Source organism: Paenibacillus sp. p3-SID867, assembly GCF_025142895.1.
In the GTDB taxonomy this organism is placed as follows: Bacteria; Bacillota; Bacilli; order Paenibacillales; family Paenibacillaceae; genus Paenibacillus_AQ.
The window spans coordinates 43,551-62,897 of the sequence record NZ_JAMBDM010000017.1 but is presented as its reverse complement, the minus strand read 5'-3'; the positions used below and the strand labels follow the sequence as shown (position 1 = coordinate 62,897).

At 48.1% G+C, this 19,347-nt stretch carries 15 protein-coding genes and 1 riboswitch; of the genes, 6 read left to right on the top strand and 9 right to left on the bottom strand.

Annotated elements, in window-relative coordinates; genetic code table 11:
• Nucleotides 1-26 precede the first annotated feature (26 nt).
• Genes M4D81_RS27260 through M4D81_RS27245 form a run of 4 tightly spaced genes read right to left on the bottom strand, consistent with a single transcriptional unit; the run spans nucleotide 27 to nucleotide 5,079 of the window.
• Nucleotides 27-1,292, bottom strand: coding sequence for a Gfo/Idh/MocA family protein (locus M4D81_RS27260; protein ID WP_260068703.1), 1,266 nt, complete (start codon nucleotides 1,290-1,292; stop codon nucleotides 27-29).
• A gap of 47 nt (nucleotides 1,293-1,339) precedes the next feature.
• Complete coding sequence (locus M4D81_RS27255) at nucleotides 1,340-2,431, bottom strand: DUF4832 domain-containing protein (RefSeq protein ID WP_260068702.1); 1,092 nt, start codon at nucleotides 2,429-2,431, stop codon at nucleotides 1,340-1,342.
• Nucleotides 2,412-3,737, bottom strand: a complete 1,326-nt coding sequence (locus M4D81_RS27250; RefSeq protein WP_260068701.1) for an acyltransferase domain-containing protein — start codon at nucleotides 3,735-3,737, stop codon at nucleotides 2,412-2,414. Before M4D81_RS27250 ends, M4D81_RS27255 begins: the two co-directional genes overlap by 20 nt.
• Nucleotides 3,715-5,079, bottom strand: coding sequence for a DUF4832 domain-containing protein (locus M4D81_RS27245; protein WP_260068700.1), 1,365 nt, complete (start codon nucleotides 5,077-5,079; stop codon nucleotides 3,715-3,717). The genes M4D81_RS27250 and M4D81_RS27245 overlap by 23 nt, the downstream gene beginning before the upstream one ends.
• A 355-nt stretch (nucleotides 5,080-5,434) precedes the next feature.
• Here M4D81_RS27245 and M4D81_RS27240 point away from each other — a divergent pair, with 355 nt between their 5' ends.
• From M4D81_RS27240 to M4D81_RS27215, 6 genes are all read left to right on the top strand, one after another.
• Nucleotides 5,435-6,457, top strand: a complete 1,023-nt coding sequence (locus M4D81_RS27240; RefSeq protein WP_260068699.1) for a LacI family DNA-binding transcriptional regulator — start codon at nucleotides 5,435-5,437, stop codon at nucleotides 6,455-6,457.
• Nucleotides 6,458-6,672: 215 nt separating this feature from the next.
• Nucleotides 6,673-8,658, top strand: a complete 1,986-nt coding sequence (locus M4D81_RS27235) for a DUF4832 domain-containing protein (RefSeq protein ID WP_260068698.1) — start codon at nucleotides 6,673-6,675, stop codon at nucleotides 8,656-8,658.
• 258 nt (nucleotides 8,659-8,916) lie between these two features.
• Nucleotides 8,917-9,624: a response regulator transcription factor gene (locus M4D81_RS27230; RefSeq protein WP_071223330.1), complete on the top strand. Its 708-nt coding sequence runs from the start codon at nucleotides 8,917-8,919 to the stop codon at nucleotides 9,622-9,624.
• Nucleotides 9,625-9,629: 5 nt separating this feature from the next.
• Nucleotides 9,630-11,075, top strand: a complete 1,446-nt coding sequence (locus tag M4D81_RS27225; protein WP_260068697.1) for a HAMP domain-containing sensor histidine kinase — start codon at nucleotides 9,630-9,632, stop codon at nucleotides 11,073-11,075.
• Between the two features lie 95 nt (nucleotides 11,076-11,170).
• A complete protein-coding gene (locus M4D81_RS27220) occupies nucleotides 11,171-11,935 on the top strand; it encodes an ABC transporter ATP-binding protein (RefSeq protein WP_260068696.1) in 765 nt (254 codons plus the stop codon).
• 6 nt (nucleotides 11,936-11,941) lie between these two features.
• On the top strand, nucleotides 11,942-14,323 hold the full coding sequence (locus tag M4D81_RS27215) for an ABC transporter permease (RefSeq protein ID WP_260068695.1): 2,382 nt from the start codon (nucleotides 11,942-11,944) through the stop codon (nucleotides 14,321-14,323).
• A 322-nt stretch (nucleotides 14,324-14,645) separates the two neighbouring features.
• On the opposite strand, the gene M4D81_RS27210 is transcribed toward M4D81_RS27215, so the two are convergent.
• The 5 genes from M4D81_RS27210 to M4D81_RS27190 all read right to left on the bottom strand — a co-directional run bounded on the left by M4D81_RS27210 (nucleotide 14,646) and on the right by M4D81_RS27190 (nucleotide 19,242).
• Nucleotides 14,646-14,837, bottom strand: a complete 192-nt coding sequence (locus tag M4D81_RS27210) for a Spo0E family sporulation regulatory protein-aspartic acid phosphatase (RefSeq protein WP_071223335.1) — start codon at nucleotides 14,835-14,837, stop codon at nucleotides 14,646-14,648.
• Between the two features lie 164 nt (nucleotides 14,838-15,001).
• Entirely contained in the window at nucleotides 15,002-15,730 is a 729-nt protein-coding gene (locus M4D81_RS27205; RefSeq protein ID WP_162487663.1) for a helix-turn-helix transcriptional regulator, read from the bottom strand.
• A 147-nt stretch (nucleotides 15,731-15,877) separates the two neighbouring features.
• Nucleotides 15,878-15,972: riboswitch (cyclic di-GMP riboswitch) on the bottom strand.
• Between the two features lie 145 nt (nucleotides 15,973-16,117).
• A complete protein-coding gene (locus tag M4D81_RS27200; RefSeq protein ID WP_397376781.1) occupies nucleotides 16,118-16,774 on the bottom strand; it encodes a YitT family protein in 657 nt (218 codons plus the stop codon).
• Between the two features lie 179 nt (nucleotides 16,775-16,953).
• Nucleotides 16,954-17,820: a phosphosulfolactate synthase gene (gene comA, locus M4D81_RS27195; RefSeq protein ID WP_071223336.1), complete on the bottom strand. Its 867-nt coding sequence runs from the start codon at nucleotides 17,818-17,820 to the stop codon at nucleotides 16,954-16,956.
• Between the two features lie 111 nt (nucleotides 17,821-17,931).
• Entirely contained in the window at nucleotides 17,932-19,242 is a 1,311-nt protein-coding gene (locus tag M4D81_RS27190; RefSeq protein ID WP_260068694.1) for an MFS transporter, read from the bottom strand.
• Between the last annotated feature and the right edge of the window lie 105 nt (nucleotides 19,243-19,347).

Genomic DNA, 19,347 nt, shown 5'->3' with positions numbered 1-19,347 from the left:
ACTACCTTTGCAATGTGATTAAACGATTATGCCAAAATGCTCTGCTGCAGCCTCTCCTTAAGTTGATCCAGATCGATCACGGTACCAGTAATTCTCGCCTCTTCCGCGGCATAGGCCATGATATGGCTTTCGACGGACATGTCGATGGAGGATCTGCTGCTGAAGTCGGCATTCCCCAGATTCTCCAAAAAGTCGTTCATCAGACCGGTATCGCCGCCGTTATGTCCGCCGCTCACCGTTGCTGGCCGAATGACGGTTTGCTGAACGGGTTCTGCCATATTGGAGTTAAAGCGGGTGACTTCGATAATGTTCATGTTATCGTCGCCTCGAATCTCCCCGTGCTCGCACATGATTTTGAGCGTACGGTACATTTTGTTGGTGAATCCGCTTAAATTAAACGTTGCCGTTACTCCGTTCTTGAACTCGATCACGGTGACCTGATGGTCGCACACATCATTGTCGAGCCGATAAACACAGCGTCCGTAAGGACTCGTTGCGAGCGCTTGGAGCAGTCCCTCTTCGCTCTGATCCGCCGAAATGACGGTAGCGGGCCATTGGCCCCTTATAGGCAAATAAGCTTTTCTGGCATCGAATCGGCAGTTCGCTGCTACCTTACAGTCGAGGCATCGTTCCGCACTGCCTGCCGGAGCATTCTCCGCCTTAAAATAAGTCAGGCTGCCATAGGAAGAGATCCGTTTCGCTTGACTATCCACCAGCCAGGCCAGAATATCCATGTCATGGCAGGACTTCTGCATGATAATTGGACTGGCCAGATCGCTTCTCCTCCAGTTGCCTCGTACAAAGGAGTGTGCCATATGGAAATTGCCGATGTTCTCGTTGTGCTGTATGGTCACGATCTTGCCGAGCTCTTGGCTATCGATGATTTTCTTGATTTCCGCAAAGAAGTTCGTATATCTGAGGACATGGCATACAATCACTTTCCGGCCTGTTTCATTGGCTTTTCGTTGTATTCTCAAGCTTTCTTCCGGACTTGGCGAAATGGGCTTTTCCAGCAAAATATCATACCCAAGATCAAGCGCTCTCATCGTTTGCCCGTAATGATCGCGGTCCATGGAAGAAACAATGACGGCATCGCAAATTTTGCCGAGCCGATAAAATTCATCTACGGATTCAAATTGTTTCTCCAAAGGAATCTGAAACTCGTCCGCTGCCGCCTTTCTTCTGCTGTCATCCGGTTCAACGACCGCAACGATGTCCTCGCTTGGGTATGCATGCCTTGCGTAGATCATGCCTCTTTGTCCTGCGCCGATTAATGCTAACTTCAAATCCATAACCTCCAGCAAACTCGTATTTGTCCTAACCATCTTGTTCGAAACATCTATTCCTGTTCCGGAATCACGGGATCTTCCAAGGGATAATATCCTTCCGGATCATAGTCATCCCAAATATTCCTAAGCGGATCCTCATCGGATATTTCGACTTGGATCATGCCTGCCTCATAATATCCATCCTGCTGCGGGTTCTGTATATGCAGCGGGATATACGACCGGTCTTCGAAAAAGAGTGCTATACTCAGCTTATATTCTCCCGGTAACATATCCTTCAAGGGGACCATCTCATTATGGACAAGGTCCCCGGTTAACCAGGAATGCGTGGCGGCGTGCAGAGGATATTCATAGGAAACCTCCCCCTGCTGTAACTGCACCCATAACTGAAACTCCCGGTATATTCTCGAGCTGCCCTCGTTGACGAACCAGAAACGCAGCGGCAAGCTTCCACGACTATATACCGTTTCCGGATACGTCAGTCTGCGTAAAGTTAGATGATATCCAAGTCCTATATTCAGATTGGAGAGGGCGGCGTGCCAGCGATATGCCTCGCGTCTGGTATGAGGACCGCAAACGTTATCGGTCACATCAAGGACCACCTGGTAACGCTTCCATACCTTCTGCAGCCTATGTATGGCAAAAGCCTCACAGCATTCGATCCAATTCTCCTCACCGCACTTCACCAGCAGGCCAAATCCGCGGCCGCGGTCTCTTACATGTTGAATCAATCTGTCATTCTGCAGTTCGGCTAGCAGCGTCTGCGTCTCAAACGACTCCACATAAGCGTTCCATTCTTCCTTACTGTCAGCTAAGGTTGATATCAGAACGGCTGTTAAGCGTCTGTCGGAGTCGATATAACTCCCGATTTTTCGGACCAAGGCCGCAAAACAATCAGGTTCGTAACCCTGAACCCAGATCGGCAATTCCGGTACCAGGACAAGAATGGGATTATGGGCCGTACGCAGTGCTTCTTTGATCGCTTCAAGCCTGTATTCACCTCGAACCGGCTCAAGCGCTCTCCAGAAAAAGGAGACGTATTCGAATGGACCCTGGCTTACATCAAACTCCCGGTTCAATAAGGGCTGCGGTCGGATTTTTACGGTTTTATACTTCTCGTAATTTTCAAGCGAGTATTTCCCCATCCTCTTCTCTCCCTTGCAAATGGCTGTCAACGGTGCGATGGAATTGCTCGATGTCTGCGTCGGTTATGTACGGCCGGCTGCCAATCTTGTCGATATCCTCCCGCAATACAACCATGCTTAATGTGTTAAAACGGGCTCCCGTCTCCATATATGCCGCTGCTGCTTTTTGCAGGGAGGTTGTATATTCGCCTGGGTTTCGGGCCGGGTCTGCCTTCCTGTCCCCAAAGGCTTCATAACGCAGCATGCCGTCCCCTTCCATGGTCGGATAATTATAGAATTGTCGTTGAACGAGGACAATATTGCTTCTTTCATGATCCAGGATCAGCGACAGCCTGGTATCATAAAGCCAGCTTGAGCTCCAGAAGCCTTTGATGGGTAACTCCGGAAAGTACTGGTCATAGAATGCAGCAGCCATCTCCATGGAATTCTTCAACCTGTCCGGCGTGTACCCGGGGCCGGATGGAATGTGGAGCGCTAACAGCGTATCCCCTGTTTGAAGTACCGTCTCCCATTCCTTCTTCAGGATCGGCGTCGTTTCTCTTTCAACGAATCCCATGGGATTTATCCGATTAGCGATGACAAACTCGGCATTCTCGTGCCATTCTGAGGTGAAGTTTCCTTGAAGATCATATACATCATTGATTCCGTTCCGTTGTCCATCGCTGCGAAATTCTTCGCCTGCGTGCCGAAGCGCAATAACCTCCTGCGTGTTCACATGACGGAACATGGTGAAAGGATCCTCAAATCGGTAGGGGATAAAATAAAACCGGTCTAACAGAAAGATGGAGCAGGTATAAAAATTCATCACCCATGGAAAATCATGAACCTTGGCATCGCCGCGGAGCACCAGCTTTTCCAATTGAAGCTTCAGGGGCTGTTGAGGGATCTGCTCGTAGTAAGCTTTAGGTATGGCACGCGCCTCCAGCATCTTCATGGAAGGAACAACGCAGGCCAGCAGCAAAAGAAAGGAGTATAATTCTCCGTATTGCGCCATGCATCCTGGCGTCATATTCGTATAATGGGTCTCATCACAGCGATTGCGCAAAGTGCACATATCCTCTACTAAGAATTGGGTAAAATGAAATAGTACGTCATCCTTTTCTACCGCCTCAACCCCATGAACGAGCCATTGGCGGATAGGTTCAGGAATTTGATACTGCTCAAAGATTCCGGACAAGAACTCCCGCGGGATAAGATGGGGCTTGCCATCCGGCTTATATCGATCATATTTAGCTTCCAACCCTTCTGGCAGGTAATCAAAGTTGCAGATTGCGATACACTCGTTAAACTTCAACAGACTCTCCATTTCCTTGTCTCCCCCGTTCAACTGTTAACTTGCCCATCGGGTAATAACCGTCCTTGTTCCCCTCGATGGCCAGCTGGATATTCCCGATTTCCTTAACCCCGGTTTCGATGCCTATCTCCAACTGATATTCGCCTTCGGACATATTACCGGGTAAACCGAAACCCTCTTCCCACACAATATCTTCGTCCGGCAGCCACTCCCTAATATCCTCTCTGCTGCGCAGCGTATAGGTTTGATCTTGGCCAGTAAGCCTCACAACCAGCGGATAAGGATTATAAATCGGCGCTACTCCTACATTAGCCCACAATGCACTGATTTTTAGCTGACCACCCGTCTTCACCAACGAATCGTACGTGAACTTTCTCAATTCAAAGCGGTATCCCATCTTGTTCAGCCAAGCCTTGACCTTCTCTTTCCACGGTTCGGGGACTACCGTTCCTTTATTGTTAAAGGATGAAATATGCCACTTCAGCGTTTCTTGAATGATATAATCCATATCCCAGCCCTGAAGATACCAATCATTCATGTGCCAGCATGCTTCAAATAGAACCGGAGCCTTCTCCCAGGCATCGCCCATCTTGAAATTCTGAATATTCTGGGGATAGAAATCCGTCATATGTGACCACTCATTTCCATGAAAGCCGCCCATATCACCCAAGCAATCGACGCGAAAGCCCACTTTGGCTTTGCGCTCCTTCATGATGCTGATCGACAAGGCATCATGCAGCAATGCTTGGAGAGGGGTTATCTTAAACCCATCCAGGTAGGCATCTGTAATGTGTTTAATGGCCTCCGGCTTTAAAAACTCCGTTCCGCCGCCTTCTCCCCAGGCCCCTACAATCGTCAAATCAACCGAGCTTATGACCGGATGTCCGTCAAACCGTGCGGCAAACGCTTTGATAAAGTCAGACCAATACAACACATAGGGTGTTGTCTCAGGATCTACTCTCCAGAACGGAAAGTCCGGCTCCTCCGGATGTTCCGCACGATACCAGGCGGGTATATCATCCTCTTCGCTTAACGCGTATGGGGAACAGCGAACCACGGCCGTACAGCCTATCGATTTGGCGTAGTCCAGCCTCTCCTCAAGAACCTCCCACCTGTACTCTCCTTGGCGAACTTCCAGATCCCGCCAGCGCACGCTGCAGAAATACACTTTGCTGTCGGGATGATTGTACGTTCTGCTGTCTTCCGTGAACTTATATTTCTTGTGCTCTTCCCCTCGATTGTCGCAGATCCGATCCAGGTCTCCCATTAACCCTGGTGCTGCCGTAAAACCTATGCCCGGGTTGTTTAGGATGTCTTCTAACATCATGGGGTAAACCGTTACTGCTTTGTTCATGTTTTAATCCGCCCCCCGCCGCCTGCTAAACAAACTCTCCCGTTTTGTTACGTTAATATAACGTAACAAAACGACGTAATACTTGTAACATTTCGTGATTTCATGTTATATCATCCCTGCGTATCCTTGCAATAATAATTTTGGTTTTTTTAAAAATTTGTAGTAACACAGCACGACAGAAACATGTTATGATTGATTTTAATCGTGAATATAGGTACACTTGAATAACGTAACGTTATCACGCAACAAATTACGCAACAAGACGTTTATCAAGTCCATCATTGTTTACCATGTAACATTCCTATAAACTCTAAATGGTGACTATTCGTAACTAAAAAGGAGAATGTGTTTATTTATGAGTACCATTCGGGATGTTGCTAAATTAGCAAATGTATCTACCGCCACCGTATCCAGAGTGTTAAACAATGATACGAAATATAAAATTACGGACGAAACCCGGGAACGGGTGTGGCAGGCTGTTACGCAGCTCAACTATAAAATCACTTCAAGTCCCAAGCGGAAAGTTGTAACCACGGATCATTCCGACAGCAAGTCGCACATCAAAATCGGGTGTGTACTAAGCGTTACAAAGGATAAATACAACGATCCTTATTTCATGTCGATTTTATCCGGCGTGGAAGAGCGATTGCTGAGTGCGGGATATAACATTTCCTTTATTCGGACTGGAATTGAACTGAATGACAGCAAGATTTTATTCCATACATTCAGCGAACCGATTACCGGCCTGATTCTTATGGAATCGTTGAACGGTGAAACCTATGAGTATATACGCAAGCAGGTTCCTTATATCGTGGGGATTGATACCGAACGCGGGGATATCGATAATGTGGGCTATGATCATTACAATGTCGCTTCGATGGCCGTCAACCATCTCATTGACAAAGGTCACACCCGGATTGGATACATCGGGGGGAGCGGATTAACGAATAACCTGAAAGACAGCCGCCGTTATCGAGGCTACTACGCCAGCATGCATGCTGCCGGAATGTCGGTGAATCCCGATTGGGTTATTGATTGCATGTGGGATGAAGCGGTCTGCATTGAAAAAGTGAATCATTTATGCAAAACCAAAAATTGCCCGACCGCCTTCTTTGCAGGCAGCGATCTAATGGCTATGGCCGCCCTCAATGGCTTGTATAACAACGGCATTTCCGTTCCTAATGAAGTAGCCGTCATAGGCTTATCTAATATTGAGGTATCCAAATATTCCAATCCCCCCCTATCAACGATCGACGTACCGACAAAAGAAATCGGCATGGTTGCCGTCGACAACCTGATCGACAGAATAAACGGAAATCAACTGCTGCCTAAGAAAGTGATTTTGCCTACCCGCTTGATCGTACGCAGTTCTACTTAATGACTGCAACAAAGACGAGATGAATATGTTCTTTGCCCATAGACCCACTGCACAAGAAGCACCCGACACGGTGCTCTTTTTTTCATGGTGGATGCGGGAACTTCAATTGGAAAGGGGGTGAAAGCTTCAGATTCGGTAGAATGATTTCTACCGTTAATAAAGAAGTTTGGATTTGCGGGCTTTATGACATCCATCATTTTGTGAGGAGGTTTGACATGAAAGCATGGGGTATCAAAATGAAGTTGACGCTTACTGTTTTTACGATGACGGCCATTCTTATTGCCTTATTCCCTTCTCCCCTCTTTATTTCGACTGCGGAAGCAGCCTCCATCGTTATCGATGGTAATCCGGGCGACTGGGAAGGGATTCCGGTTATTTCCACGAATTCGGGAACAGCTGGCGTCCTAAAGGCTGCCCACGATGACAGCAATCTGTATCTGCTTGTGGAAGGCGCCGGCCTTAGCACCAACATGGGGAGCTTCTGGCTGAATACGGACGGGAAAACTTCCACCGGATATCAAGCCTTCGGATGGGGTGCGTCGGGTATTGAATGGCTCCTCGAAAATCAATCGCTATATCGATATGCAGGAAATGGAACCACCTGGAATTGGAATTTGTCTTCGACTCTTCCTTCTTCTCAATATGTACGTACCTCATCGACCATTGAAGCTGCACTCCCTCTCGCTACGCTTGGACTTGCAACAGGCAGCAGTGTGAACATCGGATATCTGGATAACAACTCGGATATAAACCGACTGCCAGCGCAGAACCAGTCCCTTCCCGTTTATACGCTTAAGGCAGGTAATCCCGGAGAAGATCGGATCGAATTTTACCCAAGCGAGCTGGATGATCCGCTTAATAACCCGTTTAAGGGCTGGGCACCTTCAGCGAAATCTACCCATTACCCTCAGGACCACCGTCTCGTGTATGCCGGTGTCACCTGGAAGGAGTTAGAGCCAACCAAAGGCAACTATGATTTCAATGCGATTGAAGCGTCCAACCATTTCGACTATTGGCAAAGCCGCGGAGTCAAGGTAGTCCTTCGCGTTATTCTGGACAGTCCTTCCGGCGTGCCTCACCGGGATATACCTGACTGGCTCTATCATGACATGGTAAGTCTGGGACAATCTCCAGGCAAGGCCTACCAGGATGCAACCGGAGGCATGGGAGCCGGCAACAACACGGGCTTCTCACCCAATTACAGTTCCGAGTATCTGATCGCCAGACATAAGCTTACCATTGAGGCGATTGCGGAGCATTACGACACGGCTGACAGCCCGATTGCTTTTGTACAAATCGGTTCGCTTGGCCATTGGGCGGAATTCCACACCTGGCCTTACATCGGACCGAACGGGGAAAGCAACTATACGGGCGCATTTCCTCCGAACGAAATATCCAATCAGTACATTCAGCATTATATCGATGCATTTGCCGATCAGGAGGATCATACGCAGCTCTTGATCAGACGAAGCGTGGAATTGGCCAAGAATAATAACAAGGGTCTGGTTCTTGGAATGTATAATGATATGTTCGGCGATCAGCCGAGCTTCGATTCCGAATGGGGATGGTATACCGGCACACAGAACGGTTATTGGGATGATATCGGCCAGCAGCAGCCAAACCATGCCAACTTCTGGGACACGCGCGTATCTGGCGGTGAATTTTACGGCGGTGCCTATGGCATGAATGCTGCACTTACAACTGGCAGCGGCTTCAATGAGACACTGCGGCAGACCGAGCTCAGCAAACCGAGCTGGCTGGGACCGAATGCTCCGGCTTCCTTGGCGCTGGGCAATCCTTTGCAGGGCAATATGGATACACTGAAGAAACGAATGGGCTATCACTTTGTCGTGAAGAAGGCGGCATATCCGAACGTGAATACCGGAGACTCATTAGATGTATCCATCGCTGTGGAAAATAAGGGGGTTCAGCACTTCCCGTTCAACTGGCCTGTTGAAATCCAGCTGCGCAGCGGCGGGAACATCGTGGCGCGTCAAACGACAACCGCAGACGTAACAACCTGGAGAACCGGCTTGCATACGGTCTCAGGCTCTATCTCCACCAACACGCTGGCAAACGGAACCTATGAGCTGGCAATAGCTATTCTTGATCCGTCTACAAACCACCAACCTGGGGTTGATTTTGCTAATACGGAACGTCTATCAGACGGAGCTTATAAGATCGGTACATGGACAAAATAACGAAAGCGGCAGACTGATATCCGAAACGATGAAAACAGCTATCGGGATATTCCCGATAGCTGTTTTTCGTCTCAGTTTCCAATAAAACCACTCTCTGGCTGCGCGCTCCACAGTTCAGGTAACCGTGTTCCTGATATGACTACACTTCACACCAAGCCTTTCAATTGGTAAGATTCCCCTTATTTTCCCTATGCTTCATTCCGGCCCATGCTATAATGGACTCACTATTTAAGCATACGGAACAGGGGCGACTATTTCATGAATTCTCCTAAAACAGTACTGATCATTGAAGATGAACAGGATATCTCGCGCATTGTGAATGATTATTTGCGTGTTCAGGGATTCAGCACATTCATCACGGAAAATGCCAGCGACGGATTGCAGGAAGTCCGCAACCGGCAGCCGGATTTTATCATTCTCGATCTGACATTGCCTGATGCTGACGGAATTGAAGTATGCCGCAAGCTCCGTACGTTGACGGCTGCGCCCATTCTTATTTTAAGTGCCCGCAGCAGCGATACGGACAAAGTGCTTGCCCTTGGTTTCGGCGCCGATGATTATATGACCAAGCCTTTCTCGCTCAGTGAACTGGTCGCCCGCGTTCAGGCACATTTGCGCAGAATTGCAGACCCGAAACTCCAGGCATCCCCACAGCAGCGACTGCAATTCGGCGCTCTATCGATTGATAAAAATGCCCGCAAAGTCATGGTCGGACAGCAGGAAATTTCGTTATCCGCTAAAGAATTTGATCTGCTTTACTTCCTGGCATCCAACCCGAATCAAGTGTTTACCAAGTCGCAGCTGCTGGATCAGGTCTGGGGGTATTCAGCATATGTCGAGGATAATACCATCACGGTCTACATTAGGCGGCTCCGCGAGAAGCTGGAGAGGGCCGAGATCAACTCCTCCTATATCAAAACGGTTTGGGGCGTCGGTTATAAATTCAACCCCGATGAGACGGCGTAGCCCCCATGTACTGGAAATCGTGGCATACAAGAAGGCTCTGGGCAGCCTGCCTATCTGTTATGGTTATTTTGCTATCCGTCGTCTGGCTCGCTTGGCCCTCAAACCAACCCGCTTCGTCATCCATTGTCAACCCAATTCGCGTGCTGACAAATACGGTTGTCCATAGCCTGGAGAATGAGCATGCTGACTTGCTGCTGGCCGATGCTCCGATTCGGCGGCAATTAACCAGCTGGAGTCAAGAGACAGGGATCGGCCTCAAGGTTGTATTTCCTGACGGAACGATGATCTATGACAGCGATGATTCATCCGTGCGCCATATTGATCCGCGCTTTGAACTCGACTACACGCTGCGTATTTCTGACGGCGAACCGCCCTATTATCATCTCGCTTTTCCGCTGCTGGACGCCGGCAGCAAGAGCTTTGTGGGCTACGCTCAGTTTGCTGTGCCTGCATCTGTCGTGACTGCAGTAATGCCCCCCTCCGACTCCTTTATCTATGTGCCATGGATCATGCTATCTCTGGCACTCTTGACGCTGCTTTACTTATTCTTCTCCATCGGACGTCGGGTGCAGCGTGATTGGGTTCAGCCTGTTGCCGGGCTCAAGCCTTATGCCGAAGCTATATTGAAAGGCAACTACGAGCAGCGTGCCGAATGGACCAGCGATAACGAGGTCGGGGAGCTCTATGCCGTATTTGATCTCATGCGTGAAGAGATTCGTAATTTGCATATGCAGCAAGCCGCGCACAGCCAGTCGCACAAAGAGCTGATTTCCAATCTGTCTCATGACTTAAAAACTCCGCTGGCAACGATCAAAGCCTATATCGATGCAATTCGGGAAGGTATATGCCCGGATCTGCCGAGTGTGATGGCATACCTTGAGGTGGTGCATGCGAATACGAGCAAGATGACCGTGCTCGTAGACGATTTGCTGCTGCACGCGCTGCGTGATCTGGAGCAGATTGCCGTACATCCGATTGAGCAATACAGCGCTCCAACGCTGGAGCCGATCTTGCGGGCGATGGCCCATTATATCCGTACGATGGGCGTACACTGCCAAGAACCCTCTGCTATTCCCAACGTGCTTGTCGTTATCGATGCCATACGGATCGAGCAAGTTCTGTCCAATCTCGTCACGAACGCACTGAAGCATACGGAGCCCGGGGATACGATTCGACTCGCTGTTGAAGAACACTCGGAAACATCCTGCCTGCAGATCATCGTCTCCGATACAGGGAGCGGAATTTCCCCGCAGGATATGCCTTTTATTTTTGATCGGTACTACCAAGGCAGCGTTTCACAACGAACGGCCAGCCAACCGACCGAGCGCCACGGGGTCGGACTTGGGTTGTCGATTTGCAAGTATATTATGGAAGCGCATGGCGGCACGATCTCTTTTCACAGCCAACAGCAGCAGGGAACGACTTTCTACTTGACTCTGCCCCTCAGCTGACCCCTGTCATACTTTATTTATAATTTGATAACAACTGTGCAAGAATCGTTCTCTATAATTTGGTGGCATGGGAAGATAAGAGAGGAGATCAGAATATGCCTTCAAGCAAAACCATCATGCTGCAAGCTGCAAATTTATGTAAAACATACACCACCGGCAAGGAGCAGTATCATGCCATTCGGAATGTCGATCTGTCGATTTACGCGGGAGATTTTACGGTCATCATGGGGGACTCGGGGTCGGGAAAGTCCACCTTGCTGTACTTGCTCAGCGGACTTGATGAAGTGACAACCGGAGAAGTCTGTCTGCAGGGACAGCGCTTTGATCAATTTTCAGCCAAGGAGCTTGCACGCTTTCGGGCGAATCGGATCGGTTTTATCTATCAAAACAGCAACCTTGTACCCGATCTGTCGCTGTTCGATAACATTGCCCTCCCTGGATATATCGCAAATCAGGACAAGGAACAAGTACGGCAACGGGCAAATGACTTGATGGTCAATCTCTCCCTCGATAAACAGAGCAGCCGGTTGCCTTCCCAAGTATCCGGAGGGCAGCAGCAGCGGGCGGCAATCGCCAGGGCGCTCATCAATAACCCGGACATCATTTTCGCTGATGAACCTACCGGCAGTCTGAACTTCGAGCAAGGCGTTACGGTGCTTGATATATTGAGCCGGATGCATGCGGACGGTCAATCGATTGTCATGGTCACCCACGACATGAAGGCAGCCTGCCGGGGCAATCGCCTTATCTACATTCGCGACGGCAAGATCGGTGGCACGCTGGATATGGGGCCCTACAGTCCGGAACAGGCCTCCGAGCGGGAAGCGATGATCTTCGCTTATGTCACCGGGAGGAGGTAGTCTGGGATGCGAGCCATATTAACACTCTGCTGGGGCAACCTGCGCAAAAGAAAATTGCAAAACACGCTGATCGCATTGCTTATTGCCCTATCCGCTCTACTCGTCAGCACCGCATTCACGGTCTTGATGAATACGGAAAATGTATTCAATGATCGCCATACGGCTGCTCATGGTGCGCACGAAGTCATAAATATGACCCGTGGGCTGCATGACGAACAGTTGGTAGCCGACTGGTGGTCCAGCCAAGAAGGCGTAAACACGTCCAGCTTAATCCCTTACAAGCCATGGACCGGACTGGTCTTTAACGGGGAAGAATTGCCCAATCTTTATCTGTATATGATCAATACCCCGCCGATGCCGCATGGGGTCAACAATCCTCTTCCCGGTACAGGCCCTGAGCATCTGACGGTTCCGGAAGTCGGCGAAATCTGGATACCCACCTCGCTTGCCTACAAATACAACATGCATATCGGCGATGAATTGCTATTCACCTCAGGGTCTGCACCGGCACAATTCACGATCGGTGCGATTGTCATTGACATATCCCATGGCGGTCCTTTCTCGACCACTGCCCGCATCTGGATGAACGAAGCCGACTATCGGTCAACCATGGGTAGCTTGTCCACTCAGGAGCAATACATGTTGTCGCTTCGCTATGCGTATCCTGAACAAAGCGAGGAATACTGGCAGCGCTTTGAGCAGGCGCTCGGTTCGCCGTTTTTAGAGGAACGCGTTTCGTTTGCCGAATTGTCGGCCTTTTATTTTATCATGAACAAAGTGATCGGCTTTGTGATGAGTTTCCTCGGACTGGTCATGATCCTCGTCGCCTTGCTCACAATCGGCTTTACGATCACGGACACAATCCTTGCCAATTACCGCACGATCGGCATTCTCAAATCGATTGGCATGACCTCCGAACGCATCATCGGCACCTACTTGCTGCAGTACGGTTTAATGACGATTGTCGCCTTGGTCCCGGCACTGATTGCAAGCCACTTCCTTTCAGATGTCATCATCCAGAATTCCCTGTCTTTCCTCAAATCCGACACAGCTCCTGTTCCCGTTCAAGCGGCAGACGTTGCGATCTGGACTGGCTGCGGCCTGCTGCTCATCATCCTTCTATGCGTCCTTGTTTATGCTTCCAAGACACGCCATATCGAGCCCATTCAAGCGATCCGTTACGGCATGTCGGAGTCTTCACATAGTCGTATCCATCGGCATGGTGCCCGCAAAAAACTGCTGGATCGATGGTCCGTACCCACGGTTATCGGCTGGAAGCATGTGAGCGGCAACAAAAAAAGCGCAGCGCTGATCTTTTTGTTGATGAGCATCACAGTGGCTGTGCTCGTCTTTGGCGCCGTGCTGGTGACCAGCATCTATCGCATCAGTGAAACGTCGGCCCAGTGGGGTTATGACGATGCGGATATCGCGATTATGGTTATCCATGCGGAAGGTATGGATCGGGCGGAAATGCAATCTTATATCCAAAGCGACCCTCGGGTTCACAGTCTGAACTGGTCCGGATCAGCCACCGGCGTCATCGCCATGGCCGAAGTGGATGACAAGCCTCAACAGACATTTAGTCTCCCTTTGACGGTCGTAGAAGGCAGCATGGACGAGATCGGATTTGCCTCGCTTGCAGGCCGTAATCCTGCACTCCCTAATGAAATTTCTATCGGAATCAATATTGCCCGTAAATTGCATAAAGGCATCGGCGACGTACTCACGATCTACATTGAAGGCGAACCGCATCCAGTGCTGATCACCGGCACTTTTCAGTCCATTTCCAATATGTCGAACGTCGCCAGGGTCACATCGGATCTTGTCGAGCAGTTGAATCCGGACGCCGGGTTTATTCAACTAAAGGACAATACGGACAGCGATGCGTTTGTGCAGCAGTTGAACGAACGTTACAGCCCTTCCATTCAAGCGCTGAAGCAGGAAGTGCTGCTCGATTCCGTATTCAAAGAAGCTGCGGCGGTTTTGCTCATTCCGATGAGTATGCTGGCCCTACTGTTTATGGCTGTCACTTGTCTTATTGTTTATACAACTTGCCGGCTGCATATTCGTAAGGAAACGAAAACATATGGCATTTATGCCTCGCTCGGCCTGACCGCAACCGACATTCGTCGTGCCTTGACAAGCGGCATTGCCGGACTGGCTGCGCTCGGTGCGCTGGCTGGCATCGCTTGCGGCGTCTACGCATTGCCGGCCGTGCTGCGCGGTCTGCTCTCTGCCTATGGGATTGTCAAGCTGCCGCTTATCATGGAATGGCCGCTCGTCATTGGGCTGACTCTGATCGCGCTTGTTATCGCCATCAGCGGCTGCTGGCTGGCTTCGCGAATCCTCCGCCGCACCTCCCTTCGCGTGCTGGTCATGGATTCATGAAGGCCGTCCATGAACAGAAGATGACCTCCGAATGTCGGAGGTCATCTTTTTACTTCTTGCCTTAATAAATCTTCTTATTTTAATTCACATCGTATTTGTTCTTTCCACTTGATAATATTTGCGATGGCATTTGTTTCACCGCCTAAATAGATATCTTCTATGGTCATTGACCAAAATTTGGGCTTGTGATCTCTTTCGTTATGCGGAAGAGGATTTGTTATTTTACCCACCTTGGTTACTGACTCTCGATTTTTCTTGAACGCTGGAAACACATAAGGCACAGAAGGTATCTTCTGTGCCTTGATTCAAATATGAAGAAGATCTACTTTTTTTTAATATATTCCTCTTGGTTTTTTAATTCCATGTAACGAATAATCAGCTTATCCAACGACTGTGAAATTGCGACAACATCTTGATGCACCAATTCGAAACTGCTGGCCACTCGCTCAAGTTCTCTTCGGAGAAGTTCGAGTTTTTTCGATACTTGTTTGAGTTCACTCTCGATAGAAATCACCTTGTTCACCCACCCCCGTCGTAACAAGTGATTGATGACAGTTGCCACAGTTATCGATAACGCGAATCAGTATATATAACTTACTTATCATTATAAATTTCGACGGTAACAAAAAAAATACCCATAATTGGGTAATCTTTATTTTAAGACAAGTTTTATGACGGTTATGTAAATTTTTTAAGAAATGCTCCTTTGTGGTTGACTCTCGTTTTTGCATAGATCTTTTTAATAAAAGTACGAACCGTGCTTTGGCTAATACCATAAATATCAGCAATTTCAGGGACATTTTTATTCTCAAGCCACCCATAGGCTATTTCTTTCTCGCGATTCGTTAATTCATATTGGTGAAAGTGAGAATAGATCAGCTCCCTTTGCAGAACGGGATCCTTTTGAGGTAATTTTTCTTCAATATTCTTGGCCAGGTGTTCAATGAGCGGTATGGCAAATGTAACTTCGTGCAAATAATGAAAACTAAGACCAAGGTAGCCTATGATCACATTTTTTATTCGAAGGGGAGTACAAACACACGCCAATTCTGAAAACACGCGATTACAATGCTCGGCCCCAATTACGACAGAAAGCGCTTGTTGTTCCATAGATAATGAAATAGCGTTGCTTCCTGCGTCTTTCATTGCCAACGAGGTCCCATTTTTTATATTATTCCTCTCGAGGAAACTTCTTAAAGAACCTGTTCCGCAATAATCGATAACGGCACCATCCGTATCTGTTATAACAAATAAATAAGGTATGGACAGCAAATTGTTCATATTCCTGGTTTCCTCTTGCAGCAAATAAAGAATTTCTTTCCGTTCAATCAACCTTTGTTTTATTTCAGTCATACTGAGGATATTAGGAAAATGATTGTTTACTTCTACCAGTGTTCTTTGACCCATTATTTCCCTTCTTCCCTTGTAAGAATAAGCGTTAAATAATGAAATCGATCTACTATTCATCGCTGCTGCATTCGACAGCTCACAGCAAAAAATAAAAAAACCATCCATTATGAACCATAGCAAAATAGGACGGAGGCTTCCGTCGTATTCGGCAGCTGGCTGGCATCGCGGTCTGAAGAAGATCCACATTAGCCCCTGTAGCTTTGCGTCGCCGCTTTTCAGCGGGTTTGCTATTGTCGTACGAAGAGTATGAATTTGTCGAATATCCAAACATGTTATGACTTATTCAAACTATAACTTACATTGTTTTTCATTTAATATAGGTCGTACGACCCAAATTTCCATATTTTTGTTATATTTGTCAATCACTCTTACCCATATACAGAATCACTTTTTGCGCCAAGCGGGTTGATAGACCGATTTCGGGGGAGGGAACTGGTGAATCCAGTTAATGATCCGGGTCGATATCCACTGGCATACAACTGCAAGGATAATAATTTTCCAATCGATCACATAGGCAGCGAAAGCGAATATGATTCCATTCATCCAGAACAATGAGGTGCCCGGGTTGATTCTTTTATACTTATAAATGGCTAAGGCAACATAACCGATTCCCCCATTCGATACCCTCTGCTTTATGAGGATGGCGACACCTGTTCCGAGAATAACCGAGCCGAATAGAAGATCGATCCATACGTTGCCGAACGGGGGTTCTAGAAACACCTCGAAGAAATTAACGGAAACGGACGTCACTGTTATAACAAATATGGTTCCAAAGGCACTGACACCATCAAGATAAGGGACTGTAAAGGCAAGGAAAATAAAATTAGCGAGCCACAGTCCGAGACTCATCGGGATCTCAAACGCATGGTTCAGAAGCACCGCGATTCCAGCTCCTCCCCCCGAAGGAATGGCGTGAGGAAACAAGAACATGGCCATGGCAAAACCTTGAATGATGGAGCCGGCGGTAATGTAGAAAAGTTTCTTGGAAGCATGACGATAGAAAAAGGGGCTCTTCCGCCCGGGTATGATCTGTAAGTTCACACGGAATCATCCTTCATAGATTAGAGTAACAAGCTAGTCCTGCTTTTTTAAGTGTATGCTTGTTCCCTGGAGGGGATACCGGGATAGATCTTTTTAACGAAAATATGTATAGGCTGACTCTGGAGATATCCATAGGCAGCCCTCTAGTATTTATCATTCTCTTGTGGTTTGGTCTATGTTTAAATTACGTAACAAAATCCATCGGTTTGTTTCTCTCTCACCCCGAGTTCAAACGTATCTTGACGAAGACCCCGCCGCATCGTTTCAAGGGAAAGCACTTCGGTGGGTTGGATATTTCCCAAATGTACGTGAGATCCAAATTTGCGGAGAAGCATCGCTTGCTGCTGCTTAAGAGGTGCCTCCCAAATCAGCTTTCTTGCATCCGACACGTTGTCGATGATATTATTTATCATTTCTTCCTGACACTCACCATGCTTATCGTAAATACCGATGCCTAGTCCAGACTCGCGCGCTTCAACAATGATAAACTCGGCGCCTACGTCTAAATCCGCTTCCATTGTATAGGCTAGCATTTCGGCGTCGATGTGGGAACCGGATTGTTTTTTACCATACTCCGTATAAACCCGAAGTCCGCGTTGTTTACCTTCCCGGATGAGTTCCGTTCGTTTTTTTCGAGACATCTCAATCGTGCCGTCAGATACTTCTATCGCGTTAAATCCAAGACGGCAAACGGTATTAAAAAATGCGGGGACGACATCTTGCTGCACGGCTGTCTCAAGCAAGGTCCCGCCGGGCATGACCGTGATTCCATGTTGTTTGGCTAGATTGATCTTGTATAGCAGCATTTCCGTTTTATACAGCGGAGCCGTCCCAAAACCGAATTTGACACAATCGATGTAATCCGAGGCTGTTTCGATCACATCTGAGAACATGTTTCTACCCAGGCCTTTATCAATTACCATCGTCATCCCGCGTTCCATGACCCCGTAGGTGTCGTGGTCTTTTTTGCCGTGTTCGGGATTTTCGCGCAGCCCGCTCGGATCACATATCTCCATGGGCCAAACTGTTCGCAGGGAACTGTTCATTCTAGGATCTCCTCAATTCTTTTTGATTTAGTCGTTTAATCCAATGACATTGGCATAATATGCTCATACCCATTGACAGGTGCCCATCTTTTGTCATAGGGATTTGTCCGGTCATCCGATCTGCCGCGGCGGCTTAATCAAAAAGAACACCAAACCTAGAGTAACCAAAGATAGTGAAGACACGGTTATAAAAACAACCTGATCCGATTTATCCATCATCCATCCGAACAAGGGCGGCCCTGCTGCAACTCCCAAAAATCGCAAGCTATTGTAAAGGGACGTAATCATCCCACGCTCACTTTTCTCAACTGCACCGGTGATCATCGTATTCAAGCAAGGAAGAAGCATTCCGGTTCCGATACAGCTGACTGTCAGCAGCCCGATAAACACGTAAATGTTCTTAAAAAAGAAAAGTGTAGCTGCCAGAGACAGGGTCATGGCAATCAGCCCGATATTCATCAGCCAACGAATCAACAGGCCATTCTTCTTGATCAAGCTTCCCGTCGTATAGGAAGTGATAACCATCCCAAGCAATGGAATGGCCAAAATCAAGCCCTTCACGACCCCGTCAATGTTATAAGGCTTGTCTTCAAGAATGTTGGATAGATAAAACAGTATGCCAAACAAAATGAATAGCCCCAGCGAACCGGCAAAAAAAGCAGTGATGAGCCAGCGGCCTTTTTCTTTAAAGATGTCTCCGATTTTTCCGAGGTACTTCCTTAGTTCTTGCTTTGAATGTTGTTTTGATTCTTTGATCATAAAAATGACGGCCAGCAACGATAGTGCACAGAACACGGGAAATGCAAAGAAGGAAGCATACCATACGATCAGCATAAGCAAGGAGCCGATGATCGGGCTGAGTACCTTGCCGGCTCCATTGGAGGCTTCGATTAAGCCCAGTGCCTTGCTCTCTGTCCCGCCATCGTATAAATCGCCGACGAGCGCCATGGCAATCGGTGCTGTTCCGGCGGCCGCTAGCCCCTGAATCGCCCTCGCGGTAATAATCACCCCAAAAGAGTTCCAAATGGCACCGAATCCTGCCAGAATACCGGCACCTCCATATATGATCAGGGCGGGTATAATAATAACTTTGCGTCCAAATCGATCGGACAAATAACCAATAATCGGAATAAACAAGCCTGCTGCCAAGGAGAAAATCGTGATGATTAAGCTGCTTTGGAATTTACTGATACCCAGTTCCCTTTGCATTTCAGGAAGCCCCGGAACTAGCATGGAATTGCCAAAAACGAGCACGATCGGGATCGTTGCCAGTGCGATAAATTCCCACACTTGACCCTTTGAGCCGGTAGAAGTTTTTGATTTTCCGGCGGATTCGCTGTCTTGTGTCTCCTCGGAGTCGGTCTGCAGGTCGATATCGCTATGAAAGCTGATATTCAGTTTTCGCTTTTTGGTCTTCTCCATGGTATCGCTCCTCGGACTTGAAGTTCGTGTAGAACAGAACATTTTCTTTATTTCCATGCTTCCTAATTATCACCACATCCGGATTTAATATTCCATCACTGCTGC

Excerpts from the sequence above, each read along its gene's own strand:
- M4D81_RS27260 (WP_260068703.1), bottom strand. The coding sequence starts at position 1,292 with ATGGATTTGAAGTTAGCATTAATCGGCGCAGGACAAAGAGGCATGATC.
- M4D81_RS27255 (WP_260068702.1), bottom strand. The coding sequence starts at position 2,431 with ATGGGGAAATACTCGCTTGAAAATTACGAGAAGTATAAAACCGTAAAA.
- M4D81_RS27250 (WP_260068701.1), bottom strand. The coding sequence starts at position 3,737 with ATGGAGAGTCTGTTGAAGTTTAACGAGTGTATCGCAATCTGCAACTTT.
- M4D81_RS27245 (WP_260068700.1), bottom strand. The coding sequence starts at position 5,079 with ATGAACAAAGCAGTAACGGTTTACCCCATGATGTTAGAAGACATCCTA.
- M4D81_RS27240 (WP_260068699.1), top strand. The coding sequence starts at position 5,435 with ATGAGTACCATTCGGGATGTTGCTAAATTAGCAAATGTATCTACCGCC.
- M4D81_RS27235 (WP_260068698.1), top strand. The coding sequence starts at position 6,673 with ATGAAAGCATGGGGTATCAAAATGAAGTTGACGCTTACTGTTTTTACG.
- M4D81_RS27230 (WP_071223330.1), top strand. The coding sequence starts at position 8,917 with ATGAATTCTCCTAAAACAGTACTGATCATTGAAGATGAACAGGATATC.
- M4D81_RS27225 (WP_260068697.1), top strand. The coding sequence starts at position 9,630 with ATGTACTGGAAATCGTGGCATACAAGAAGGCTCTGGGCAGCCTGCCTA.
- M4D81_RS27220 (WP_260068696.1), top strand. The coding sequence starts at position 11,171 with ATGCCTTCAAGCAAAACCATCATGCTGCAAGCTGCAAATTTATGTAAA.
- M4D81_RS27215 (WP_260068695.1), top strand. The coding sequence starts at position 11,942 with ATGCGAGCCATATTAACACTCTGCTGGGGCAACCTGCGCAAAAGAAAA.
- M4D81_RS27205 (WP_162487663.1), bottom strand. The coding sequence starts at position 15,730 with ATGGGTCAAAGAACACTGGTAGAAGTAAACAATCATTTTCCTAATATC.
- comA (WP_071223336.1), bottom strand. The coding sequence starts at position 17,820 with ATGAACAGTTCCCTGCGAACAGTTTGGCCCATGGAGATATGTGATCCG.
- M4D81_RS27190 (WP_260068694.1), bottom strand. The coding sequence starts at position 19,242 with ATGGAGAAGACCAAAAAGCGAAAACTGAATATCAGCTTTCATAGCGAT.